Below are 23,880 nucleotides of genomic sequence, written 5' to 3'. Positions count from 1 at the left end.
TGCTCCATCCGGGTGCCGGTACCGGCCGGTTTGGACGGTCCGTGGAGGCCGCACCGGAACCCCGGCACGACCTCCACGGACCTGCGAGGAGAGCTCAGGGAACGGCGGGCACGGGCGCGTCGACGTACACGACGTCGTCGGTGACGACCACGCGGTGCGTCCGCAGCGGTTCCTTCGCCGGCAGGCAGGCCGGCACGCCGGTGCGCAGGTCGAACCGCGCGGCGTGCAGCGGGCATTCGACGAAACAGCCTTCGAGCCAGCCGTCGGCGAGGGAGGCGTCCTGGTGCGTGCACGTGTCGTCGACGGCGAGGAAGCCGTCCCCGGTGTGGAACACCGCGATCGGAGCGGGACCGTCGAGGCGGAGGGCCTCCCCTTCGGGCAGGTCGGCGACGGCGCAGGCTCGGATCATCAGGGCCTCCGGGAACGACTGGCGGGATGCCGGGGCGGTACGTGAAGGTTGCGCATTGTGCAGCGGCGTGCCTCTTCCGCAACAATCCGGCTTCGAGGTGGTCGTCGTCAAGAGATTCCCCCACTCAGCCGATCGGGCCGTCGCGAAACGGATACTGTTGCGCCATGCGGAACCAGGACCCGGGCAACGCAACTCAGAGCCAGGTGCAATCGGTCGACCGCGCCATCAGCGTGCTGGAGCTGCTCGCGCGCAACGGCGAAACCGGCATCACCGAGATCGCGGGCGAACTGGGCGTCCACAAGTCGACGGCGTCGCGCCTGCTCAGCGTCCTGGAGACCAGAGGGCTGGTCGAGCAGCTCGGCGAGCGCGGGAAGTACGCCATCGGCTTCGGCGTCGTCCGGCTGGCCGGGGCCGCGACCGGCCGGATGGACCTCGCGAAGCTGGGCCGGGCCACCTGCCTGGCGCTGGCCGAGGAACTGGGCGAGACGGTGAACATCGCCATCGCCGACGACGGCGTCGCCATCAACATCAGCCAGGCCCGCGGCTCGGCCGCGATCACCACCCAGAACTGGACGGGCCAGCGGACCCCGCTGCACGCCACCTCCAGCGGCAAGGTCCTCCTGGCGTACATGGGCGAAGCCGAGCGAAAGCGGGTGCTGAAGCGGAAGCTGGAGCAGTACACCCCGCGCACGACGGTCGAGGCGGACGAGCTGCTGGCCGAGCTGGACCGGGTGGTCGAAGACGGTTACGCGGCCTGCTACGAAGAACTCGAGCTCGGGATGCACGCGGTCGCCGTGCCGATCCACGGCCCCGGCGGGGAAGTCGTCGCCGCGATGAGCGCTTCCGGGCCGTCGTACCGGCTTTCGAAGCAGCGCGTGAAGCAGATCGTGAAGCCGATGACGGAAGCGGCGGATGAGCTTTCCGCACAGCTGGGGTACTTCCGGGACTGAAGGCACCGTTTCGGGTGCTTGACACCGTGTCTCACCTGACGCACGTTGTTGCCGAAGGCGCAACCGTGCCGAAGGGAGCCGCGACATGGCAGCACGGCTCCGGACGGCCGTGGCGCCCGGACTGTCCACTGTGGATGTATCACTCGGGTACGCCCGGCTTCCGGAGAGTGCGGCATGACGCACTACGACGTGATCGTCGTCGGCCTCGGCGGGATGGGCAGCGCCGCGGCGTACCGGCTGGCGCAGCGCGGGCAGCGGGTGCTCGGCATCGACCAGTTCGCGCCGGTGCACAACCGCGGGTCGAGCCACGGCGGTTCGCGGATCACCCGCCAGGCCTACCTCGAAGGCCCCGAGTACGTGCCGCTGCTGCTGCGGGCCCACGAACTGTGGGACGGCCTCGAGCGCGACAGCGGACGGCGGCTGTTCACCCGCTGCGGCGGCCTCATGGTCGGCACGGCGGATTCGCGCACAATCACCGGCAGCGTGGCCTCGGCGGAGGCGTTCGGCATCCCGCACGAGCTGTTGGACGCCGACGCGCTCCGGCGCCGCTTCCCGACGATGGCGCCGGCGGACGGCGAAGTCGCGTTGTACGAGCCGGGCGCCGGCCTGGTCTCGCCCGAAGGCAGCGTCGCCGCGCACCTGCAGCTCGCCGCGCGGTGCGGCGCGGAACTGCACCACGAGGAGAAGGTGTTCACCTGGAGCACCACGGCCTGCGGGGTGCGCGTCGGGACGTCGCACAACTACTACACGGCCGGCCGCCTGGTGCTCTGCCCCGGCGCGTGGGCCGGTGAGCTGCTGCGCGGCTTCGGCGTCTCCTTCACGGTCCGCCGTCAGGTGCAGTACTGGTTCGCACCCTCGAGCGGGATCGCGCCGTTCCGCGAGCACCCGGTCTACATCTGGGAGGGCGACGGCTACACGTTCTACGGCTTCCCGGCGCACAACGCGCCCGCGGATGGCGTGAAGGTCGCCTTCCACAGCGGCGGCCGGACGTGCACGCCGGACGGCATCGACCGGGAGGTCTCCGGGGACGAGGTGCACGAAATCGCGTCCGTGGTGAAGCGGCACCTCCCGACGCTGCCCGGCGCGTTCCTCCGGGCCGCGACCTGCATGTACACCGACACCGCGGACGAGAGCTTCGTGCTCGCCCCGCACCCGGCCGAGGAGCGGGTGGTGCTCGCCTGCGGGTTCTCCGGCCACGGCTTCAAGTTCGCCCCGGTGATCGGCGAAATCCTCGCCGACCTGGTGGTGGCCGGCGCCACCGCGCACCCGATCGAGCAGTTCGACCCGGCCCGGCTACTGCCCTAGCAGCGTCGCCGCCAGCGCTTCGAGGTCCACGCCCGCGACGCCGTCCAAGACGTGCCACGGCGCCAGCCAGCCCGCCGCGGCCAGCTCGTCGTAGACGGCCGCGCACCGCCGCTGCAGGCCGTCGTCGGTCTCGAAGGCGTCGCGCTCCCGGCCGGTCTCGGTCTCCGCCCGGCGTTCGGCGCGCTCGGCCGCGACCGCCGGAGCGACGCGCAGCAGCAGGTGCGCGTCGGGGCGGGGCAGGCCGAAGCGGTCGACCTCGAGCTCCCACACCCACTTCACGACTTCGCCGGACGCGTCCTGCCGCAGGCGCGCGGCCGCGTACGCGGCATTGGAAGCGACGTACCGGTCGAGCAGGACGACGTCGTGCGCGTCCCGCAGCGCGCGGATCTCGTCCGCGGCGCCGCTGCGGTCCAGCGCGTAGAGCATCGCCATGCCGTACACGGAGTCGGCGAGGTCGCCGTGCCCGCGGTGCAGCGCCTCGCGGACGAGGTCCGCGTGCACGCTTTCGCCGTAGCGCGGGAACGCCAGCGACGCAACGCTCGCGCCCTTCGCGTTCAGCGCCGTCGTCAGCCCGTTGGTGAGCGTGCGCTTGCCCGCGCCGTCGAGCCCTTCGATGACCACCAGTCGACCCACGGTGGTCACCCTAGCGATGGTGGACCGGCGGGCTCGGTGGAAGGGGATCGACGCCGAGCCCGCCGGTTCGTCTAGGCGGCGTGCCGCCGCAGGTGGAGCACGTAGCCGGCGCCGCTGATCGCGAGCACGCCGACGAGGATCAGCAGCGGCACCCAGCCGGTGTCGTGGCCGGACGGTGCCGGGCCGCCGTCACCGCGGGGCATCACCTGGGACGTGGCGTCGTAGCCGCCGGCCTCGCCGTCGCGGGCGTAGGCCGAGCCCGGGAGCTTGTCGGCGTAGCGGGCTCGGACGATCCCCTGGTAGCCGTCGACCGCCTGGCCGTCGGCCAGCGACGTCACCCGGCCGCCCGAGACCGCGTACCAGGCGTCGATCTGCGGTTCGTGCAGCAGCTGGGCGCCCGCGGGCAGCTTGCGGGCGTACTCGCCCTCGACGTCACCCGAAGCGATGTTGCCGATCTGCCAGGCGCCGTCCGCGCCGCGGACCGACCAGAGCGTCGCGGTCCGGCCGTCCGAGGCGCGCGCGGGGATCGCGAAGTAAGCGAAATCACCCGGCGCCGCGCCGGGCTTGCCGGCGACGTAATCCGGCGAGAGCTCGTACACGGGGTAGGCGTCCGGCGCGATCTGCACCGAAACCGGGCCCTGGGCGCCAGGCGCCTGGGCGAAGAACCCGGCCAGGACGTCCTGGAGCCCCACGGCCGCGCGGTGCGCCGCGGAGGCGTCGGCGCTGCTGATGCCGGCGGCCTGGGCCGCGCCTGACACCGGAGCCGTCATCAGCAGCGCCGCGCCCGTCAGCACGGCGAGCACGAGCGCCCGCCTGCTCATCGGGCGATCCCGGTGAGCGTGTGCGTCCAGGTGAAGGAGGGGTTCTGCGTGTAGTAGCCGTAGGTCGACCAGTTGTAGCGCTTGGCGGGGCCGGGGTCGCCCCAGAACACCCAGTCGCCGCGGGTGTCGTAGCCGTAGAGGACGTGCGTGTGGCCACCGCCCGAGCGGTAGCCGACCCGGGTCTCGACCGGCCGGTTCGCCGCCGCCTGCGTCCGGATGTCGGCGTAGGAGATCCGCCGGTCGAGGTAGCGGCCGGGCGAGCTGAAGCCGAGCCGGGCGAAAGCGCGCTGCGGGTCGGCGAGCGTGCCGGGGAGGTTGGCGCAGTCGGTGCCGTTCTCGCCGTGGGCGAGCTGGCAGAACCGCGTCTGGCTGACGACCTCGCCGTGGAAGGCGGCGATGGTGTTGCCCGCGCCGGCCCAGCACCACTGGTTCTTCTGCTGGAGCTGCAGGACGATCTGGTTCCGGTACGTCGACGGCACTCCGGGCGCGGCTCCGGCTGTGGCCGGCGCGACCAGGCACAACAGCAGGCTCATCGCCAGTACGGCGTGGACCTGGCTCGACTTCACCAGCACGGACGGCCTCCTGCTCGAACGTGGGGCGAACCAGCGGTGGTCACAACGGTGAACAACGCGGTCACAACGAGCAAGAACGCCATCCGGAGGAACGGACCGTTCCGGGGGACAGCCGGAACGCGGAACGCTCACCTCAACGAGGCCAACCTCCCTGAACGGGGGTCGGCACGGCCACCCTACGCTGCTACCGTGAACGTTCCGCGGTGTTCACGCCCAGCGCACACACTGGTCGGGTGAAGGGACGAGCGGTGGTACAAGACGGGAACCTCCCACTGATCATCGATGGCGCCCGCACGAGCCGGGCATCGGTCGCCGAACTGCCGAAAGAGCTGACCGAGGCCCTGCGCACCGGCGAGTTCCACCACGCGTTGCGACTGGCGATCGCCTATCGCGGGCTGTCACTGGCCCGGCTGCGGGCGCACCTCGCGCTGCGCGGGGTCCAAATCGGACAGTCGACGCTGAGTTACTGGCAACGCGGGCTGCGCCAGCCGGAGGTGCCGAAGGCGCTGCCGGCGGTCCGGGCCCTGGAATCGGTCCTCCAGCTGCCGGCGGACGCCCTGGTGGTGCTGATCGGGCCGAGGCTGGTCCGCCGCGGCCACCAGCCGGCGGCGTCGTTCCACGACCTGCGTTCCGGTGACATGGGGTCGATCGTCGAGGACCTGCTGGCCGAGCTGGGCGCGTACCCGTCGTCGAACCACTACAACGCGGACCTCGAGCTGCTGTCGGTCCACGACACGATCACGTTCGACGCCGAGCACCGGCAGGTGAGCTTGCGCACGCGGCTGGTGACGCGGGCCCGCCGCCACGGCCCGGACCGGTACCTGACGGTGTACAACGGCGACCCGGGCTGCCGCATCGACGACGTCGAGCTGATCACGGACGAGGGCTGCCGCGTCGGGCGGATGCGCCGCAACCCGGACGCGGACACGATGGCGACGGAGCTGCTGTTCGACCGCAAGCTGGCCGAGGGCGACATCCACGTGTTCTGCTTCGAGGTCCGCGACGACTCGGGCTCGGCGTCGCCGGGGTACTACCGCATGCTGCGGGACCGCTGCGCGAGTTTCCTGGTCCAGCTGAGGTTCGACCGCAACGCACTGCCGGCCCGGTGCACCCGCCAGGTCCGCGCCCGCGACGACGCCCTGCCGGTGGTGGCGGAGGAGCTGCCGTGCGACATGGGCGGGGTGAGCAGCGCGTTCTTCAACGACGCCGGACCCGGGTTGGCGGGGGTTGCGGTGGAGTGGAACTAGGTTTGTGGTTTCGATGCCCCGCTGATCACGCTTGATGCCTCTCCAGTCACGCGTGATGCCGCTCTGGGCACGGGGGAGCCGGGTTGGGCCCGTCGGCTCGCGTATCTGACGGATCGGTTCGCGGCCGTGGAGGGTCGGCTCGCGAACCTGGAGAGTCGGCTTGCGTACCCAGACGGTCGGTCCACGTATCTGGAAGGTCGACTCGCGTATCCGATGGGTCGGTTCGCGTGGCCGGGTGACCGCGTCACGCAGGGCACGCTGGGCAGCCGTGCCGATGCCTTCGTCCGACTGGGCCTTCTTCTCCAGCTTCGTGAGACGCTTGGCGTTGAGGCGGGCCGTCGGGCGCTGCGCGAGCGGGACCGGCGGTAGCCGAGAACACCCCGAGGTTACGCGGGTCCACCGCCGATGCCGACCTCGTTTCCCTCGGGGTCGCGGTAGATGATCTTGCGCACGCCGTTGGCGTAGGTCTCCCGGTCCGCGGGCTCGAGGCCCCGCTCGGCGATCGCCGCGACGCGCTCGTCCAGGTCGCCGACGAACAGGACGTGCATGGCGTGCCCGGTGGCCCGCTCGGGCCGGCGCTCGACGAAGACGGCACCGTGCTCGGTGACCTCCCACAGGGCTTCGGTCTCGCTGACCACGTAGGTCGGCGGCGAGCCGAAGAGCTTCTCGTACCAGACCAGCGCCCGCTCGTAGTCGAGCACGGCGATGCCGGCCATCAGGTCGACCATCACAACACCTCGAACCCGTTCGCCTTCGCGGCTTCGGCCTGACGCTCGTCGCGGGTGACGAAGGTGACCGGCTCGCCGCCGGTCAGCTCGGCGGTGTCGTGCATCGCGACGGCGATGTGGATCGCGTCGAGGGTGCGCACCGGGTAGTTCTCGGTGACCAGCCGCCGCGCAGCGGGAATGATCCGGTCCGGGTTGAAGGGAATGAGCACCAGATCCCCGTCCGGTGAGGCCAGGTAATCGAAGTGCGCCAGCATCCCCGCGGGATCGGGAATCCGACCGGTCCGCTTGGCGGCCGTCATGGCACCCGCGAACTCGACGCGGGTGAAGTCGCTGCTCACCACCGGAGCATCGCCCTCGAGCAGCAGCTTGCGGAACTTGGCGTGCTCCGGCTCGTCCCGGAGGTAAGCCGTGACCAGCGCGCTGGTGTCGACGTACAGCACGGTCACCACTCCCCTCGGGTCCAGTCCAGCGCTTCGCTCACGGCAGTCCCCCAGCCTCGGGACAGATCCTCGAGTTCATCCAAGGTCGGCACGCGAGCCGGTGGTTCCACGTGCACGGCCTTTCCTTCCGTGATCAATCGCCGCTTCCATTCCGCTCGGGTTTCGGTCTTCGCCACAACGCCCCTCAACGCTTCCGTGACCAGGTCGTTCATGCTGCGCCCTTCGGCTTCGGCCCTCGCCTTCAACCGGGCGTGCAGCTCGTCGTCGATCCTCGTGATCAACTGTTTCACCACTCCATGATAACACGTCACCCATTCGTGCTATCACTGTTCAGAGCGCAGAACAAAGGGCCGCCCCGAACACTTTCGGGGCGGCCCTGAACAGCTAAAACGCGAAACCTCAGTACCGGTAGTGCTCCGGCTTGTACGGCCCTTCGACATCCACGTCGATGTACTCCGCCTGCTCCTTGGTCAGCTTCGTCAGCTCACCGCCGAGCGCCTCCAGGTGGATGCGGGCCACCTTCTCGTCCAGCTTCTTCGGCAGCCGGAACACCTCGTTGTCGTACTCCTCGTGCTTCGTGAACAGCTCGACCTGCGCGATCACCTGGTTCGAGAAGCTGTTCGACATCACGAACGACGGGTGCCCGGTCGCGTTGCCCAGGTTCAGCAGCCGGCCCTCGGACAGCACGATGATCGTGTTGCCGTTCGGGAACACCCACTCGTCGACCTGCGGCTTGATGTTGATCTTGCGGATGCCCGGGTAGCGCGCGAGGCCCGCCATGTCGAGCTCGTTGTCGAAGTGGCCGATGTTGCCCAGGATCGCCTGGTGCTTCATCTTGGCCATGTGCTCGACCAGCACGACGTCCTTGTTGCCCGTCGTGGTGATGACGATGTCGGCCTCCGGCAGGGCCTTCTCCAGCGTGCGGACCTGGTAGCCGTCCATCGCCGCCTGCAGGGCGCAGATCGGGTCGATCTCCGTCACGATCACGCGCGCGCCCTGGCCGCGCAGGGACTCCGCCGCGCCCTTGCCGACGTCGCCGTAGCCGCAGACCACCGCGACCTTGCCGCCGATCAGCACGTCCGTGCCGCGGTTGATGCCGTCGATCAGGCTGTGGCGGATGCCGTAGCGGTTGTCGAACTTCGACTTCGTCACCGCGTCGTTGACGTTGATCGCCGGGAACAGCAGCTCGCCCGCCGCCGCCAGCTGGTACAGGCGGAGGACGCCGGTCGTCGTCTCCTCGGTGACGCCGCGGATGCCCTCGCCGATCTTCGTCCACTTGCCCGTGTCCGCCGCCACCGATGCGCGCAGCAGCTCGAGGAACACGCGGAACTCGTCCGAGGTGTTCTCGTCGGGGGTCGGCACGACGCCGGACTTCTCGTACTCGGTGCCCTTGTGCACCAGCATGGTGGCGTCCCCGCCGTCGTCGAGGATCATGTTCGGGCCCTCGCCGTCCCAGGTGAGCATCCGCTCGGTGCACCACCAGTACTCCTCGAGCGACTCGCCCTTCCACGCGAACACCGGGACACCCTTGGGCTCCTCGGTCGTGCCGTGCGGGCCGACGACGACGGCCGCGGCCGCGTGGTCCTGCGTCGAGAAGATGTTGCAGGACGCCCAGCGCACCTCGGCACCCAGCGCCACCAGCGTCTCGATCAGCACCGCGGTCTGCACGGTCATGTGCAGCGAGCCCGACACGCGCGCCCCGCGCAGCGGGTAGACCTCCGCGTATTCGCGCCGCAGCGCCATCAGTCCCGGCATCTCGTGCTCGGCGAGGCGGATCTCCTTGCGGCCGAACTCGGCGGCCTCGAGGTCGGCGACGGCGAACTCGATGCCGTTGCGGGTCTCGTGCCGCTTGGCAACGCTTTCGGGGGTCATAGTGGCGATTCCTCCAAGACTCGATGACACCCGAACACTACCGTTGTCCGCTCGACTGTCCCTAGAAGTGTTAGGAGGCCCTTACCGTGCCCATGCCCGGCCCCGACACCCGCGTCGTGGAAATCCGCGTCGCCGGCCTCGTGGGCACCAGCGGGGAGACCCTCCTCGACGCCGTTTCGACCGTCGACGTCGCCGGCGACGGCCTCGGCCGGGTGATCCGCCCGGCGGACCGGCTGCGCCGCCCGGCGCCAGGGCCGGTGCTGCCGGCACTGGGCCGGTCGATCCCGCGGACCCTCGAGGGCTACCTCTGGCACGGCATGACCTCGGGCGGCGCCACGAAGGCGACCTGGGCGCTGCTGTTCCCGTTCTCGCTGGCCAACGTCTGTTTCTGGATGCTGCCCCCGGTCCCGCCGGAAAGCCGCCTCGCCCGCGTCCTCGGCGCCGTGTGCCGCGGGCTGCTGCGCGTCGGCGCCCTGCTGCTGACGATGCTGCTGATGGGCCAGCTCGCGGCCATCGCGCTCGACCTCTTCGCCACGCAGTGCCTCGCGCCCGGCTCCGGCTGCCTGCCGGTGGTCCCCGACGTCCTGCGCACGACGGCCGCCCGGATCGCCGTCGGCGTGCTGCCGCTGCTGGCCGTGATCTTCGTCCTGCACCGGATTTCCAGCGCGACCTGGGCGGTGCACGCCGACGGCGACCTCACCGGCGGCCCGCTGCGGATGCGCGCGGACCCGGAGACGCCGGCGCTGCGCTGCCTGCACACCGTCGCGGCGCTGGCGTCGGTCGCGCTGCTGCTGCTCGGCGGGCCGTTCCGCGTGCCGGGCGAGAGCTTCGGCCTCGTCGTGTGGATCGTCACGCTCTCCGTGGTGCTCGCCACCGTGGTCGCCGCCGCGATCGGCGTCGACACCGGCCGGTTCGCCCGGCCCGGCGTGCTCGCCTTCGCGACGCTGCTGGTCGTCGTGGCCGCGGTCCGGCTCCGGCCGGGCACCGGCCCGCTGCCCGGCACGAACGGCGTCGTCGAGGGCCTCGGCGCCGCCCTGGTCGTCGTCACCGTGCTGTTCGCCCTGTTCCTCGCCCCGGCGGCGCTGCTGGCCCGGCCCGGCTGGAAGCACAAGCCGCAGCGGCTGCGGCCGTGGATGGGCGGCTGGGCGGCCGCGCCGGTGCTCGCGCTGGCCGGCCTGCTGGGCGGCGGCTTCGGCGCGGGGCTCGCCGAAGCGCTCCGCCGCCTTTCCGGCGCGGAGCGGCTGCAGGTGCCCACCACGTACTTGCTGGTCACCGTCCTGTGGGGCGCCGGGCTGGCGCTGGCCGCGGTCCTCGGCGTGCTGGGTTTCGCAGTCGCCGTCCCGCTGCGACGGCTGCGGCGGGGCATCCCCGAGATCGTCGAGCTGATGGAGCACGACGAACGGCAGGAGGCGCAGGCCGCGGCGGCCTGGGCGCGGTCGGCCTGGGAACGGCGGCACCTGCACCACCTGGCGCTCGCCGTGGCGAGCGCGATGTCGGCTGGCGGCGCGGCCCTGCTCGTGCTGCGCTTCGGGTTCGGGCTGGTCCCCGGCTGGTTCGGCCCGCTGTCCGCGATCGGCGTGGTCGCGCTCGGCGCGCTGGCCGCGGGCCTGCTGCGCGTGGTCTACACGGCCGCGCGCACCCCGCAGCGCAGCCGGCACCTCGGCGCGCTGGCCGACCTGGTCTGCTTCTGGCCGCGGGCGGCGCACCCGACGGTCCCGCCCTGCTACGCGCTGAAGGTGGTCCCGGAACTCGCCGCGCGGGCCCGCGAGCACCTCGCCGAACCCGGCACGCGCGTGGTGCTCTCCGGCTACAACCTCGGCAGCCTGCTCACGGTCATGGCGGCCGCCCGGCTCGCGGCCGAACTGCCGGAGGCGGACCTCGAACGCGTCGGCGTGCTCACCGCGGGGTCCCCGCTGCAGTGGGGCTACCAGCGCGCCTTCCCGGCGTTGCTGCCGCAGGAGGCGCTGGAACGGCTCTTCGCCGACCTCGACGGCCGCTGGCGGGCCCTGTGCCGCGGCACCGACATCTTCGGCGGCGGCGTGACGACCTGGCGGCACTCGGTCGCCGACCGGCGGCTGCACGGCGTCGGGTTCCTGCCCGAAGGCGGCTGCGGCCCGGTGTCGGCGACGGCGGACGGCAACGGCGTCCTGATCCTCGGCGGCGACCACTGGCTGCCGGACCCGCTGCGCGGCCCGACCGGGCGGCACCGCTGGGCGCCGGGGGTGCTCAAGCACCAGGACTACGTGGTGGACGCCGAATGGGACCACGCCGTCGCGATGGCCGCCGGCCTCGGCAAGCCGTCCTGGGGCGAGCAGGGCTCGCTGTTCGGGGACTTTCCCCCGAAACGGTGAAGGCCCCTCGCGCGCGGAGCGAGGGGCCTTCAGCCGGGGACTAGCTCAGCTTCACTCGGAAGCCTTGCGGCGGAACTTCAGCAGCGCGAGCAGGGCGCCACCGGCGACGAGCAGCAGCCCGCCGACCCAGATCAGCCACGCGTTGTCGAAGCCGGTGTTGGCCAGGCCGCCACCGGTGCCCGACTCGTTGCCCGCCGGGACGACGGCCGGAGCGGTGGTGCTGCTGGTCGGCGAGACCGAGGTGTCCGAGGTCGCCGGGGTGCTCGGCTTCGTGGTCTCGGTCGACGGCGCCGGCCGGGTCGGCTTGGTCGTCGTGGTGGGCTGGGTCGGCTTCGTGGTCTTCGTGCCGCACAGGAACCACTTGTCGATGTTCGGCTGGCGGCCGCTGAAGGTTTTGGTGGCCTTCAGGTCGTTCCACGGCGCTGCCGGGGAGACCTTCTGGCCGCCCTTGCCGGTCTTTCCGGGGATGTACTCGTTGAAACCGTCGTCGCCGCCGATGACCACGATGCGGGTCACGGTGACACCGTCGTGCACCTTGGTGATGTTCAGGGTGCTCTTGCCCTCGCCACCGGTGAAGTCGACATCGCCGTGGTCGAGCTTCTGCCCATCCGCGCACGGGGCGTGGTTGCGGTCCGGGATCGGGTTCGACCGGCCGTCGTCGCTATAGCAGGCCAGGGCCGAACCGGCGGTGCCGATGAGGGCAGCGGTGGTGAGCGCCATGACCGCAACGGCGCCGCGGAAGGAACGTCTGCGCATGAGTTCTCCAGTACCGAACGGGGGAGGAACGGCAAAATCGGGGGACCGTGACGCCACTGCCTGTGGGAATCACGCGGCTGTAATTCACCCGTCAGTGGCACACGAAGGCTCGAAAGGTATCGCACGTCACTCGACCGCTTACAGGGGGTCCCCCTTTGCGCACAAATCGCAAGATCCTCTTGATCAAGCCGTAACCTCGCGTCAAGCAACCCAACGAGAAAAGCCCCGCCGACCTGGGCATCCAGGACGGCGGGGCTTTTCCGGCGCAAGTCAGGCTTCGGGCGCCTTCACGGGTTCGTCGGCCTGCCGCTTGCCGAGCAGGGAATGGCGGCGGCTGTAGCCGAAGTACAGCACCACGCCCACCACCATCCAGGCGATGAACCGCAGCCAGGTCAGCACGGTCAAGTTCAGCATCAGCCACAGGCAGGCGAGGATGGCCAGGATCGGGATCAGCGGCACCAGGGGCACCTTGAACGCCCGGGGCAGCTCCGGTCGCGTCCGCCGCAGCACCAGCACGCCCGCCGAGACGAGCACGAACGCGAACAGCGTGCCGACGTTCACCATCTCTTCGAGCTTGTCCGCCGGGAAGAACCCGGCCGCGAGCGCGACCAGGCCGCCGACGATGAGCGTCGCGCGCTTCGGCGTGCCGTGCTCGCCGGTCTTCGCCAGGCCGCGCGGCATCAGGCCGTCACGCGACATCGCGAAGATGATCCGGACCTGGCCCAGCATCAGCACCATGACGACGGTGGTCAGGCCGGCCAGCGCGCCGAAGGAAATGATGTTGGCCGCCCAGTCGACGCCGTTCGCGGAAAACGCCGTGGCGAGGGTCTTGTGGCTGCCGTCGCCCGCCTTGGTCGCGAGGTCCTTGTACGACGTCATGCCGACGACCACGAGCGACACGGCGACGTACAGCACGGTCACGATGGCCAGCGAGCCCATGATCCCGCGCGGCACGGCCTTCTGCGGGTTCTTGGTCTCCTCCGCGGTGGTCGCCACGATGTCGAAGCCGATGAAGGCGAAGAACACCAGCGAGGCGCCGGCCAGCAGGCCGAAGACGCCGAACGAGCTGCTCGCGCCGCCCGCGATCAGGGAGAACAGGGACTGGTCGACACCGGTCTGGCCGGCCCCGCCCGTCTCGCCCGGCGGGATGTACGGCGTGTAGTTGGCGCCCTTGATGTAGAAGAGGCCGAGGATGATCACGAACAGCACCACGGCGACCTTGATCCCGGTGATCACCATCGACACCCGCGAAGACAGCTTCGTGCCGACGGCCAGCAGCGTCGTCAGGATCGCCACGACGAGCAGCGCGCCCCAGTCGACGGTCACGCTGCCGATGTCGAACGTCGTCTTCGTGCCCTTGCCGAAGAGGTAGCCGAGCACCGTCTCGAGGTACACCGACCAGCCCTTGGACACCGCGGCGGCGCCGACGGCGAGCTCGAGGATCAGGTCCCAGCCGATGATCCACGCCATGAACTCGCCGAAGGTGGCGTAGGAGAACGTGTACGCGCTGCCCGCGACCGGCACGGTCGAGGCGAACTCGGCGTAGCACAGCGCCGCCAGCGCGCAGGCGATCGCCGCGAAGACGAAGGCCAGCGAGACCGACGGACCGGCGTAGTCACCCGCGGTGCGCGCGGTCAGCGTGAAGATGCCGGCACCGATGACGACCGCGACGCCGAAGACCGTGAGGTCCCACGCGCTCAGGTTCCGCCGGAGCTTGGTGTCCGGCTCGTCGGTGTCCTTAATGGACTGCTCGATCGATTTGGTGCGCCACAAACCCGTTCCGGGCACGGTTGACCTCCTGCGGCTGGCCTGCATGTATCGCAGTGGGTCACCCTATCGGGTCAGTCGGGTGACGGCTCGTTGAGAAGCTACTTCGCGAGGCTGCGGTCGAGGTCCGGTTCGAGGTAGATCAGCTTCGCGACGGGCACCTTGGCGCGGACGCGCGCTTCGGCGTCGTCGATGGCCGTGGCCAGCTCGGCCGTGTCGAGGCCGGGCACCATCGCGAGCTTCGCCGCGACGAGCAGCTCGTCCGGGCCCAGGTACTGGGTGCGGATGTGGATGACGCGCTCGACCTTGCCCGCGGCCAGTTCGTCGACGATCGTCGCGAGGACGTTTTCGTTGGCGCCTTCGCCGATGAGCAGGCTCTTCATCTCGACGATGAGGATGATCGCGATGACACCGAGCAGCGCGCCGATGGCGAGGGTGCCGACGCCGTCCCAGACGGGGTTGTCCGTGATGACGGACAACCCGACGCCGAACAGCGCCAGGACCAGGCCGAGCAGCGCGCCGGCGTCCTCCAGCAGCACCACCGGCAGCTCGGGCTCCTTGGCCTGGCGGATGAAGCCCCACCAGGTCGCGTCACCCTTGATCTTCTTCGACTCGCCGATGGCGGTGTAGAAGCTGTAGCCCTCCAGCGCGACCGCGACCAGCAGGATGACCACGGCGACGATCGGCGAATCGAGCGGCTCCGGGTGGCCGATCTTGTGGATGCCCTCGTAGATCGCGAACGCGGACCCGAGCGTGAAGAGCATCAGCGCGACGATGAAGGAGTAGAAGTACCGGTCGCGGCCGTAGCCGAACGGGTGCTCCTTGTCGGCCTCCCGCTTCGACGTCTTCTGCCCGAGCAGCAGCAGGCCCTGGTTCGTGGTGTCGGCCAGCGAGTGCACCGACTCGGCCAGCATCGACGAGGACCCGGTGACGAGGAAGCCGACGAACTTGGCCGCCGCGATCCCGGCGTTCGCACCCAGTGCGGCGAGGATCGCCTTGGTTCCGCCTCCAGCTGACACGACCGCTCCCCTGCTGACGTTCCCGATTTGCCGGTTTGGAGCCTAGAGGACCCCCTCCGGTTCCCGCCCCACACCGCCCGGTTTTGTCGGACCCCTTCGCTACGGTGGCGGTTCCGGCACGGGAGGGTGGCCATGGCTCACTTCGGCGTGCTCGGGCCGCTCGCCGTCGAAGCGCCGCCCGGGCACTGGGTCGCGTTGCGCGGCGAGCGGCAGCGCACGCTGCTGGCCGTGCTGCTGCTCAACGCCGGCCGGCCGGTCGCGGTCGACGTGCTGGTCGAGGCGTTGTGGCCGGACGGGCCGCCCAAGTCGGCCACCTCCAACCTGCACACCTACCTCTCCCGGCTGCGCGAGCGGATCGACGGCCTGCGGGTCGAGCACGGGCCGCTCGGCTACCGGCTGCGGGCCGAGCCTGCGGAGCTCGACCTGCTCGGGTTCCGCGCCGCCGTCGCCGAAGGGCGGCGAGCGGCGGACCCGGTCACCGCGGCCGGGCACTACCGGCGGGCGCTCGCGCTGTGGCGGGGGCCGGTGCTGGCCGGGCTGCACGTGCCGCGGCTCGAGGCCGACGTCGCCCGGCTGGAGTCCGAGCGGCTGGCCGTGTTCGAGGACTGCGTCGACGCGGAGCTGACCGCGGGGCGGCACGGCGAGCTGACCGGCGAGCTGCAGGCCGTGCTCACCGAGCACCCGCTGCGCGAGCGGCCGGCCGCGCAGCTGATGGTCGCGCTGCACCGGGCCGGGCAGCAGGGCAGCGCGCTGGAGGTCTACCGGCGGCTGCGGACCACGCTGATCGAGGAGCTCGGCGTCGAGCCGGGCGCGGAGGCGCGGCGGGTGCACGCGGCCGTCCTGCGCGGCGAAGACCCGGTCCCGCGGCTGCCGCCCGCGGTGTGGCCGGTGTGCCAGCTCCCGCCGGACGCCGGGGACTTCACCGGCCGCGAAGCCGAGCTGGCGGAGCTGACCGGCGTGCTCGGGGCCGGCTCCGGCGTCCCGGTCGCGGTGCTCAGCGGCGAGCCGGGGGCAGGCAAGAGCACCCTCGCCGTGCGGGCCGCGCACCGGCTGCGCGCCCGGTTCCCGGACGGTCAGCTGTACGTGCCGCTGGCGGGCCGGGACATCGGGGAGGTGCTGGCCGACCTGCTGCGCGCTCTTGGTGTCCCCGGCCCGGCGGTGCCGGACGACGTGCGCGCGCGGGCGGCGGTGTTCCGCGGACGGCTCACCGACCGGCGGGTGCTGGTGGTGCTGGACGAAGCCGCCGACCCCGAGCACGTCCGCACGCTGCTGCCGGGCACGCCGGGCTGTGCGGTGCTGGTGACGAGCAGGCGCCGGCTGAGCGGGCTGGCCGGCGCGCACCGGCTGCAGCTCGGTCCGTTGTCCGGCGCGGACGCCGCCGAGCTGCTGCACCGCCTGGCCGGTCCGCGGGTCGAGCGGGAGCGCGCCGACGCCGAGCGGATCATCACGGCGTGCGCGCGGCTGCCGCTGGCGTTGCGGATCGCGGGCAGCAGGCTGGCCATCCGCCCGCACCTGCGGCTCGGCGAGCTGGCCGGACGGCTGGAGGACGAGGTCCGCAGGCTCGACGAGCTGACCGTCAGCGACCTCGCCGTCCGGAGCAGCATCGCGCTGAGCTACGAGGCCCTGCGCTCGCCCGCGCGGCGCGCGTTCCGGCTGCTCGGCCGCTGCCGCCTCGCCGACCTGCCCGCCTGGGCGGTCACCACCCTGATCGACGACCCGGACGCCGACGAGGCCGTCGAAGAGCTGGTCGAGGCGAGCCTGCTGGAGGCCCGCGGAGCGGACGGGACGGGCGAAGGCCGGTACCGGATGCACGACCTGGTCCGGCTGTACGCGGCGGAGCTTCCCGAGCCGGCGCCGGGCTCGGGTCTCGCGACCGTGCTGGCGGCCACGCTGGCACTCGCGGACGAGGCGGCGGCCCGGCTGCCGCGCACGCTGCCGATGCCGTCCCCGGCGCACGAGCCGCCCGCGCAGCCGTTGCCGGCTCCGCTGGTGGAGCGGCTGCTGGCCCGGCCGGACGACTGGTTCGCGGCCGAGCGCGCGAACCTGGTGCTGCTCATCGGCACGCTCGCGCCGCCGGACGCCATGCTGCTGCTCGATCGTCTGGGCGCGTACCTGTACCTGCACGGGCACTACGCCGACATGCGCGCGGTGTACGAGTCGGTGTCGGCAACGGTCGCCGAGGCCACGCTGACGCTGTTGCGGCACACGCGTGGCGAGTACGAGGAAGCGGCGGCCCGCTACCGGGCGTGCGCGAAGGAGCTCGAGTCGGCAGGCGACGGCCGCACGCACGCGTGGGTGCTGGCGAACCTGGCGCACTGCTTGATCGGCTTGGGCCGCGCGGAGGAGGCCCTGGAGACGGCGGGCCAGGCCCAGGAACTGTTCACGCTGGACGAATCGGCGGCCGGACTGGGCTGGGCACGCGCGGCGGAGTCGGCGGCGTTGCTCCGGCTGGGCCGCATCCCCGACGCCCGGGAGGTCGACCGGGCAGCGCTGGCCGCGGCCCGCTCGACGGGCGACGCCCGGATGATCGGCGAGGCCCTGCACAGGTACGCGTGGTCGTCCTTGCTGACGGGCGACGACCCGGGCGCACGGGCGGCGATCGCGGAGTCGGTGGAGCTGTTGCGGGGGACGTTGGCGAGGTCGGCGCTGGCGAAGTCGTTGCGCACGTATGGCGCGATCTCGGCGGCAATAGGTCGCCGCAACGACGCGACGGCGGCGTTCGAGGAGGCGCGTGAGCTGGCCCGCGAGCTGGACGAGAGGCCACGCGAGCTGTCGTGCACCAGAGCACTGGCGGCGGCGTGGATCGGCGAGGGCCGGGCGGAGCAGGCGATCCCGGTGCTGAGGGCGTGCTTGGACGAGCTCCGCGAGATGGGCGGGAGGGCGGCAACGGGGTTGACGTGGCTGGTGCTGCACCGGGCGTACGTGGCGATGGGCGACGTGGGAGAGGCGGCGGAGGCGGAGAGGGAGGCGGCAGAGCTGACGGACCCACGCGACGCAAGCGCAGCAGCCCTGCGGCGGGCGTTGCTGGCGCTGACCGAGCCGGCCTGACGAGCCGAAACCGCCACTCGCGCCGAGCTGAGCCGACAGTCCGCTACCTTGCCGCCGTAGAGGCTGGCGGGCGGCCCGAGGGCAGCTCGGGCGGATCGAGCCGGCCGCTGGCCGAGCGGGCCTGCCAGGCGAGGCAGCCCCACGACCAGCCCGCCGAGAGTCTGAGCCAGCGACCACTACCCCGCCGCCGGAGAGGGTGGCGGGCGAGATCAGGTGGTGCTGCCCCCTCACCGCACCACCCGTCTCACCGCGCCGGGGTGACCGCCGAGGTGGTGCCGCCCCCTCGCGGCACCACCTCCAGCCCACTGACGCCGGGCAGATCCCCCGACCGGCGTCACCCCCAGCGGACCCGGCGGCGCGCATCAGCCCACCAGGGTCCCCCCTTGGTGTTGATCGTGGCGGAGCCCGCCACACGGAACGCACACAGAAACTCCCCGCCCCCACACAGCCGCCCCGGATCTCCCGTGACCCGCCGGCCGGGTGCCCGCCCCGGGGAAGATCTGCGTACCCAAACGGTCGGCTTGCGCACCCAGCCGGTCGGATCGCGTACCCAGACGGTCGGCTTGCGCACCCAGGCGGTCGGCTCGCGTACCCAGAGGGTCGGCTCGGTACCTACGCGGGCCCGACCCTTCAGGCACGCCAGCCGACCCTCCAGGGACGTCGGCCGACCGTCCAGGTACGCGGGCTGAGCCCTCCCGCGCGGAAGGCGGAGGTGCGGGCGCGGTCAGTCCTCGCAGGTGCCGGCCGTGGCGCGGAAGAGCTGGGCCCGCTCCCCACCCAAAGCCCGGATCCGGACCGGCGGATCCGCCGCCGGCAGCCACACCGACTGGCCCCTCCGCAGCTCGACCTTCTCGCCGTCGTCCGCCGTCACCAGCAGGTCGCCCGCCGTGCACAGCAGGATCTGGGGCCCCACGCTGTCCACCGAAATCTCGTCGTCCTGGCCCGCCGCCCACTCCACGCGGGACAGCTCGAACTCCGGCGCGTCCGTCCGGTACACCGACACACGGCCACCCATGTCGCCGCACTGGACCGGCATCTCGCCGCACGCGAAGTCGACCACGCGCAGCAGCTCCGGGACGTCCACGTGCTTCGGGGTCAGACCACACCGCAGAATGTTGTCCGAGTTGGCCAGGATCTCCACGGCCGTCCCGTGCAGGTACAGGTGCAGGTTGCCCGCCGGCAAATAAATTGCCTCGCCTGCGCGCAACGTCAGCCGGTTCAGCAGCAACGCCGCCAGCACCCCGGCGTCACGCGGGTGCGCCTCGCCGAGCTCCAGGATCGTGCGGCACTCGACCGCGAACTCGCCGTGCTCTTGCACGTGCCGGACGCACGCGTCGAGCACCTCCGGCAGCAGCGAATCCAGCGACGCCTGCGGCAGCGTGATCCACGTCGTGAACAGCGCGCGCAGCCCGGACGGGTCCGGCTGGGCCTCCAGCAACCCCGTGTACTTCGCCAGCCCCGGCGTCTCGATCGCCTTCAGCAGCTTCACCGTCCGGTCCGGGGCGCGGAACCCCGCCAGCGCGTGGAACTCCGTCAGCGCGCACACCAGCTCCGGCTTCGCCGTCGGATCCGGGTAGTTCCGGTTCGCCGCGTCGCGCGGGATGCCCAGCTGTTCCTCGCGGGCGTGGCCCTCGGCGGCCTGGGCCGCCGACGGGTGCGCCTGCATCGACAGTGGCTCCTCCGCCGCGAGGATCTTCAACAGGAACGGGAGCCGCCCGCCCCACCGCTTCGCGCAGCGCTCGCCGAGCTGGGTCACCGGGTCGGCGTCCACCAGCTCGAGCAGGCTCCGCTCGGTCCCGTCGGGGCCGATGACGTGCGACGGGTCGCCCGGGTGGGCACCCATCCACAGCTCGGCCTCGGGGTGCGGCGCGGGTACCGGACGGCCCAGCAGCTCGGGGATCGCCGTCCGCGATCCCCAGGCGTAGGGCCGCACCGCGTTGCGCAGCAGCTCCACTGTCACCTCAACTCCACTCCTTCGGGCACCGGCCGGAGCCGGTGCTCGGCAGGTCTCACGCCGTCGCGGGCGCGAAGCGGCCCGCGCCGCCGATGCTGCCCGCGGCCAGCCCGAGGTAGACCGCCGCCAGTTCGAACCGCAGTGCCAGCACCGCGGCCCGCACGATTTCGTCGGCCTCGATCTCCTCGGCCGGCGCGATGACGTCCGCACCCGGCAGCAGGTCCTCGGCCTGGTAGCGCGCCGCGTCCGTGGCCGGACCGGTCCGCACCGAGAGCAGCAGCACCCGGGTGGGGATGTCACCAGAGGGATCGTCCGGATCGGCGAAGATGTCACGCTCTCCGCCACCTGATTGCGCCGCCCGCCGCAATGCGGGGCGCGCCAGGGCCTGACGATAGTCCTCGACGTCACACACCGTGGCCGCGTGGGCGGCGAACGCGTGCGCAGCGTGTTCGCCGACGGCCACCGCGACCGGGTCCAGCCCCCACAGCAGCGGCACGCGGTCGGCGACCCGCAGCGCCAGCGCCTTGGCCGGGTTCGCGAACGACTCCCGGGCCAGGTAGTCCTTTTCGGCTTCCAGGTCCAGCTGGTCGGCCAGTGCCTGGACGTCGGAGATCAGCAGGCCCAGCGCGTTCGCGGTGAGCAGCCCGGCGGCCAGTCCGCGCGGGAACGCCAGCTCCGGCGGCACCGGGATCCGCGGGGCCAGCAGGACACCCTTGCCGGCCACGGAGGCTGCCACCGGGCCTTCCGACGGCGCCGAAAGCACCACCGAGGCGCCGTAGCGGGCGGCGCGTTCGAGGGACGCGGCCAGCTCGCGGTCACCCGGGTCGTCGGTGTGCGCGAAGACGACGTCGAGCGCGCCGATCCAGCTCGGCACCACCTCGGCGACGACCACCGGGACCGGGCACGACGGCGCCAGCAGGGCGGCCAGCAGCCGGGTGAGCGTGCGGCTCACCCCCGGCCGGTCGATCAGCACGACGACACGCGGGCGCCCCAGGTCGAGCCGCTCGGACAGCTCAAGCTCCGCGGCCAGCTCGGCGGTCGCCCGCACCTGGGCGCCGGCCATCGCGGCGGCACGGAGCAACCCCGCGCTGTCGGCCTCGGCCAGCCGCGCGGGGTCGTCGAGCAGCGAGTCGTCAAGCACTGTCGGCATCGGAGTTCCCGTGTTCCCCGGGCAGGGTCGCTTCGTCGAGCAGCAGCACCGGGATGCCGTCACGGACCGGGTACACGCGGCCGCATTCCGTGCACGTCAGCGCGTCGGCCTCGGGGTCGTCCGGGGCGCCCGGCCGGAGCGGGGCGTGATCGGGCGACGGGCACGCCAGGATCTCGAGGAGCTGGGCGTCGAGCGTGATGGCCATGGTTCCTCCATACCACGCGGGGGACTGTGGTGAAGAGCACTTCAGGACACAGTTCGGCCCCTACGCGCACTCGTAGGGGTGGGTCAATTGCGGATGATCGCGAGCACTTCGTCGACCAGCCCCTGCACGGCCTCGGCGTTCGCGGCTTCGACGTTGAGCCGGAGCAGCGGTTCGGTGTTCGACGGGCGCAGGTTGAACCAGGCGCCGCCCGGCAGCTGCACGGTCAGGCCGTCCAGCTCGTCGATCTCGACGCCGGAGCGGGTGCCGAAGGTGTCCTTGACCGCCATCATCTTCGCGACCTGGTCGTCGACGGTGGAGTTGATCTCCCCCGAGGCCGCGTAACGCGAGTACGCGCTGGTCAGCTCGCTCAGCGGGCCGCTCTGCTCGCCGAGCGCGGCGAGGACGTGCAGCGCCGCCAGCATGCCGGTGTCGGCGCGCCAGAAGTCGCGGAAGTAGTAGTGCGCGGAGTGCTCGCCGCCGAAGATGGCGCCGGTGCGGGCCATCTCGGCCTTGATGAACGAGTGCCCGACGCGGGTGCGGACCGGCTTGCCGCCGTGCTCGGCGACGATCTCCGGCACGCCCTTGGACGTGATCAGGTTGTGGATGATCGTGCCGCCCGGGTCTTTGGCCAGCTCTCGCACGGCGACCAGCGCGGTGATCGCGCTCGGCGAAACCGGCTCGCCGCGCTCGTCGACGATGAAGCAGCGGTCGGCGTCGCCGTCGAAGGCGACCCCGGCGTCCGCGCCGACCTCGCGCACCTTCGCCTGCAGGTCGACGATGTTGGCCGGGTCGAGCGGGTTGGCCTCGTGGTTCGGGAAGCTGCCGTCGAGCTCGAAGTACATCGGCACGACCTCGATCGGCAGGCCGTCGAAGACGGTGGGGACGGTGTGCCCGCCCATGCCGTTGCCGGCGTCGACCACGATCTTCAGCGGCCGGCTGCCCGACAGGTCGACGAGGTTGCGCAGGTAGGCGGCGTAGTCGGCGAGGACGTCGCGCTCGCTCACGGTGCCGCGCTGGCCCTCGAACTCCGGCACGCCCTGCTCGACGGTGTCGCGGATCTCGGCGAGCCCGGTGTCCTGGCCGACCGGCGACGCGCCCGCGCGGCACATCTTGATGCCGTTGTACTTGGCCGGGTTGTGGCTCGCGGTGAACATCGCGCCCGGCAGGTTCAGCGAACCCGAGGCGAAGTACAGCTGGTCGGTGCTGGCCAGCCCGATGCTCACGACGTCGAGGCCCTGCGAGGTGACACCCTCGGCGAAGGCCGCCGCCAGCCCCGGCGACGAGTCACGCATGTCGTGGCCGATCACCACCGACGGCGCTTCCGGCTTGATGAGCAGGGCGAACGCGGCGCCGAAGTCGCGGACGAGGTCCGCGTCGAGCTGCTCGCCGACCACGCCGCGAATGTCGTAGGCCTTCACGATGCCCGAAAGGTCTGGCACGCCGTCTCCCCGCGAATAGTCGTCCCGGCGCCCGCTGCGCCGCGCGGAAAGCCTACCGGCGGGGTGAGAGGGTTACGCGTTCAGGCGCGGCCGGGGAGGACCCGCAGGTGACCGCGGCGCCCGGACGGGCCCTCCGGTTCGGGCGCGGGAGCCGGTTTGTCGGAGCGCCCGGCCTCGCGAACGGCCTCGGCCAGCGCAGTGAGTTCGTCGGCCGACGGGTCCGGAGCGGCGAAGGCCCCCTCGTGGCGGACGACTTCCCAGCCCTTGGGGACGGTCAGCCGCAGCGCATGGGCTTCGCAGAGGTCGTACGAATGGGGTTCGGAGGCGGTGGCCAGCGGGCCGACGACGGCTGTGGAGTCGCTGTACGCATACGTCAGCGTGGCCACAGCTGGCTCGAGACAGCCAGTACGCGAACACTTCCGTACGCTCCGCACGAAACGAAACGATAGCGCGTCGCCGCAAGCCTGGAGGAGCGACACGCGCTGGGACGTGCGGACCGCATAGACTTCGGGCGTGGCGACGGCTCGTGATTACCGACAACGGCGGCGCTCGCGGCGGGACCGGCACGGCCGGGGCCTGCGCGGGACGCTGTATCCGGCAACCCTGCCCGCCGCCGCGAGCCGCGCGGAGAGGTTCGACGCACTGGTGCTGGACGCGCTCGAGCCGATCGAGGCCCGCTGGCGCCATGAGCTGACGAAGCTCGACGTGGCGGTCGACGACGTGCCGGAGGTCCGCGAGAACGGCCACTCGCCGGCGGACGGGGTGCTGCACGACGGCGCGGTACCGCTGTCGCGGCTGGTCCCGGCGGGCGTGGACCGGACAGGGCTGCCGACGCGGGCTCGGATCGTGCTGTACCGGCGGCCGCTGGAGGCGCGGGCGAAGGATCCGTCGGAGCTGGCCGAGCTGGTGCATGACGTGCTGGTGGAGCAGGTGGCGGGGTACCTGGGCGTGGAGCCGGACGTCATCGAAGGCGAGTAACGCCGGGGCCGCTGCGAACCGCCGGCCGGATCTTCGACGCCCAACCGGCGACCGAACCCCACAACGCAAACCGGCGGCCGAACAGACGCGCGAACCGGCAGCCGGTAACGCAAGGCAACCAACCACCTCACCAGACCTCCCCCGCCCCTCATCCCTGCGATCCCTTCAGCCGGCGGTCGGGTTTGTCAAGGCGACCCGGCTCCGAAGACCGGCGCGACCTGCGGTTCCGGCACCTC

The 23,880-nt window shown here is 71.8% G+C and carries 22 protein-coding genes; 6 read left to right on the top strand and 16 right to left on the bottom strand.

Annotated elements, in window-relative coordinates; translation table 11 throughout:
* Nucleotides 1-94: 94 nt before the first annotated feature.
* Complete coding sequence (locus ABZX11_RS45960) at nt 95-409, bottom strand: bifunctional 3-phenylpropionate/cinnamic acid dioxygenase ferredoxin subunit (RefSeq protein WP_354925104.1); 315 nt, start codon at nt 407-409, stop codon at nt 95-97.
* 164 nt (nt 410-573) lie between these two features.
* Between ABZX11_RS45960 and ABZX11_RS45955 the strand changes: the two genes are divergently transcribed.
* Together ABZX11_RS45955 and solA are read left to right on the top strand one after the other, a co-directional pair.
* Nucleotides 574-1,359 carry an IclR family transcriptional regulator gene (locus ABZX11_RS45955; protein WP_176175011.1) on the top strand — a complete coding sequence of 262 codons (786 nt, stop codon included), beginning with the start codon at nt 574-576 and terminating at the stop codon, nt 1,357-1,359.
* A gap of 174 nt (nt 1,360-1,533) precedes the next feature.
* Nucleotides 1,534-2,664: an N-methyl-L-tryptophan oxidase gene (solA, locus tag ABZX11_RS45950; protein WP_354925102.1), complete on the top strand. Its 1,131-nt coding sequence runs from the start codon at nt 1,534-1,536 to the stop codon at nt 2,662-2,664.
* Here solA and ABZX11_RS45945 read toward each other — a convergent pair.
* The 3 genes from ABZX11_RS45945 to ABZX11_RS45935 form a co-directional block, all read right to left on the bottom strand.
* Complete coding sequence (locus ABZX11_RS45945) at nt 2,653-3,306, bottom strand: dTMP kinase (RefSeq protein ID WP_354925100.1); 654 nt, start codon at nt 3,304-3,306, stop codon at nt 2,653-2,655. The two genes, solA and ABZX11_RS45945, sit on opposite strands and share 12 nt — an antisense overlap.
* Nucleotides 3,307-3,368: 62 nt before the next feature.
* Nucleotides 3,369-4,118, bottom strand: coding sequence for a hypothetical protein (locus ABZX11_RS45940; protein WP_354925098.1), 750 nt, complete (start codon nt 4,116-4,118; stop codon nt 3,369-3,371).
* Nucleotides 4,115-4,690, bottom strand: a complete 576-nt coding sequence (locus ABZX11_RS45935) for a papain-like cysteine protease family protein (protein ID WP_354925096.1) — start codon at nt 4,688-4,690, stop codon at nt 4,115-4,117. The genes ABZX11_RS45940 and ABZX11_RS45935 overlap by 4 nt, the downstream gene beginning before the upstream one ends.
* Nucleotides 4,691-4,938: 248 nt before the next feature.
* Between ABZX11_RS45935 and ABZX11_RS45930 the strand changes: the two genes are divergently transcribed.
* Nucleotides 4,939-5,937 carry a hypothetical protein gene (locus ABZX11_RS45930; RefSeq protein WP_354925094.1) on the top strand — a complete coding sequence of 333 codons (999 nt, stop codon included), beginning with the start codon at nt 4,939-4,941 and terminating at the stop codon, nt 5,935-5,937.
* Nucleotides 5,938-6,323: 386 nt separating this feature from the next.
* Here ABZX11_RS45930 and ABZX11_RS45925 read toward each other — a convergent pair whose 3' ends face one another.
* The 4 genes from ABZX11_RS45925 to ahcY form a co-directional block, all read right to left on the bottom strand.
* A complete protein-coding gene (locus ABZX11_RS45925) occupies nt 6,324-6,665 on the bottom strand; it encodes a VOC family protein (protein ID WP_217709662.1) in 342 nt (113 codons plus the stop codon).
* Nucleotides 6,665-7,114: a type II toxin-antitoxin system VapC family toxin gene (locus ABZX11_RS45920; protein WP_354925092.1), complete on the bottom strand. Its 450-nt coding sequence runs from the start codon at nt 7,112-7,114 to the stop codon at nt 6,665-6,667. The genes ABZX11_RS45925 and ABZX11_RS45920 overlap by 1 nt, the downstream gene beginning before the upstream one ends.
* Nucleotides 7,108-7,395: a toxin-antitoxin system HicB family antitoxin gene (locus ABZX11_RS45915; protein WP_354925090.1), complete on the bottom strand. Its 288-nt coding sequence runs from the start codon at nt 7,393-7,395 to the stop codon at nt 7,108-7,110. The genes ABZX11_RS45920 and ABZX11_RS45915 overlap by 7 nt, the downstream gene beginning before the upstream one ends.
* 109 nt (nt 7,396-7,504) lie before the next feature.
* A complete protein-coding gene (ahcY, locus tag ABZX11_RS45910; protein WP_354925088.1) occupies nt 7,505-8,977 on the bottom strand; it encodes an adenosylhomocysteinase in 1,473 nt (490 codons plus the stop codon).
* 92 nt (nt 8,978-9,069) lie between these two features.
* On the opposite strand from ahcY, the gene ABZX11_RS45905 reads away from it, so the two are divergent.
* Nucleotides 9,070-11,328 carry a hypothetical protein gene (locus ABZX11_RS45905; RefSeq protein WP_354925086.1) on the top strand — a complete coding sequence of 753 codons (2,259 nt, stop codon included), beginning with the start codon at nt 9,070-9,072 and terminating at the stop codon, nt 11,326-11,328.
* Between the two features lie 51 nt (nt 11,329-11,379).
* Here the strand turns inward: ABZX11_RS45905 and ABZX11_RS45900 are convergent, their stop codons facing one another.
* From ABZX11_RS45900 to ABZX11_RS45890, 3 genes are all read right to left on the bottom strand, one after another.
* On the bottom strand, nt 11,380-12,084 hold the full coding sequence (locus tag ABZX11_RS45900) for an LPXTG cell wall anchor domain-containing protein (RefSeq protein WP_176175002.1): 705 nt from the start codon (nt 12,082-12,084) through the stop codon (nt 11,380-11,382).
* Between the two features lie 270 nt (nt 12,085-12,354).
* Nucleotides 12,355-13,872: an amino acid permease gene (locus ABZX11_RS45895; RefSeq protein ID WP_354925084.1), complete on the bottom strand. Its 1,518-nt coding sequence runs from the start codon at nt 13,870-13,872 to the stop codon at nt 12,355-12,357.
* A gap of 80 nt (nt 13,873-13,952) precedes the next feature.
* Complete coding sequence (locus ABZX11_RS45890; protein ID WP_176175000.1) at nt 13,953-14,870, bottom strand: cation diffusion facilitator family transporter; 918 nt, start codon at nt 14,868-14,870, stop codon at nt 13,953-13,955.
* A gap of 132 nt (nt 14,871-15,002) precedes the next feature.
* Between ABZX11_RS45890 and ABZX11_RS45885 the strand changes: the two genes are divergently transcribed.
* Nucleotides 15,003-17,918 carry a BTAD domain-containing putative transcriptional regulator gene (locus tag ABZX11_RS45885; RefSeq protein WP_354925082.1) on the top strand — a complete coding sequence of 972 codons (2,916 nt, stop codon included), beginning with the start codon at nt 15,003-15,005 and terminating at the stop codon, nt 17,916-17,918.
* A gap of 724 nt (nt 17,919-18,642) precedes the next feature.
* Here the strand turns inward: ABZX11_RS45885 and manA are convergent.
* The 5 genes from manA to ABZX11_RS45860 all read right to left on the bottom strand — a co-directional run bounded on the left by manA (nt 18,643) and on the right by ABZX11_RS45860 (nt 23,100).
* Nucleotides 18,643-19,872: a mannose-6-phosphate isomerase, class I gene (gene manA / locus ABZX11_RS45880; protein ID WP_354925111.1), complete on the bottom strand. Its 1,230-nt coding sequence runs from the start codon at nt 19,870-19,872 to the stop codon at nt 18,643-18,645.
* A 55-nt stretch (nt 19,873-19,927) separates the two neighbouring features.
* Nucleotides 19,928-21,022, bottom strand: a complete 1,095-nt coding sequence (locus ABZX11_RS45875) for a hypothetical protein (RefSeq protein ID WP_354925080.1) — start codon at nt 21,020-21,022, stop codon at nt 19,928-19,930.
* On the bottom strand, nt 21,006-21,227 hold the full coding sequence (locus ABZX11_RS45870; RefSeq protein ID WP_091317709.1) for a Trm112 family protein: 222 nt from the start codon (nt 21,225-21,227) through the stop codon (nt 21,006-21,008). Before ABZX11_RS45870 ends, ABZX11_RS45875 begins: the two co-directional genes overlap by 17 nt.
* An 83-nt stretch (nt 21,228-21,310) precedes the next feature.
* Nucleotides 21,311-22,666: a phosphomannomutase/phosphoglucomutase gene (locus ABZX11_RS45865; protein WP_176174997.1), complete on the bottom strand. Its 1,356-nt coding sequence runs from the start codon at nt 22,664-22,666 to the stop codon at nt 21,311-21,313.
* Nucleotides 22,667-22,746: 80 nt separating this feature from the next.
* Nucleotides 22,747-23,100, bottom strand: coding sequence for a DUF3499 domain-containing protein (locus tag ABZX11_RS45860; protein ID WP_033261311.1), 354 nt, complete (start codon nt 23,098-23,100; stop codon nt 22,747-22,749).
* Nucleotides 23,101-23,179: 79 nt separating this feature from the next.
* On the opposite strand from ABZX11_RS45860, the gene ABZX11_RS45855 reads away from it, so the two are divergent.
* Nucleotides 23,180-23,644, top strand: coding sequence for a metallopeptidase family protein (locus ABZX11_RS45855; RefSeq protein ID WP_004559274.1), 465 nt, complete (start codon nt 23,180-23,182; stop codon nt 23,642-23,644).
* Nucleotides 23,645-23,880: the final 236 nt, after the last annotated feature.

The sequence above is a fragment of the Amycolatopsis sp. NPDC004169 genome (assembly GCF_040610315.1).
GTDB lineage: Bacteria > Actinomycetota > Actinomycetes > Mycobacteriales > Pseudonocardiaceae > Amycolatopsis.
The sequence above is the reverse complement of the archived record's forward strand: the minus strand, read 5'-3'. Positions and strand labels throughout refer to the sequence as shown.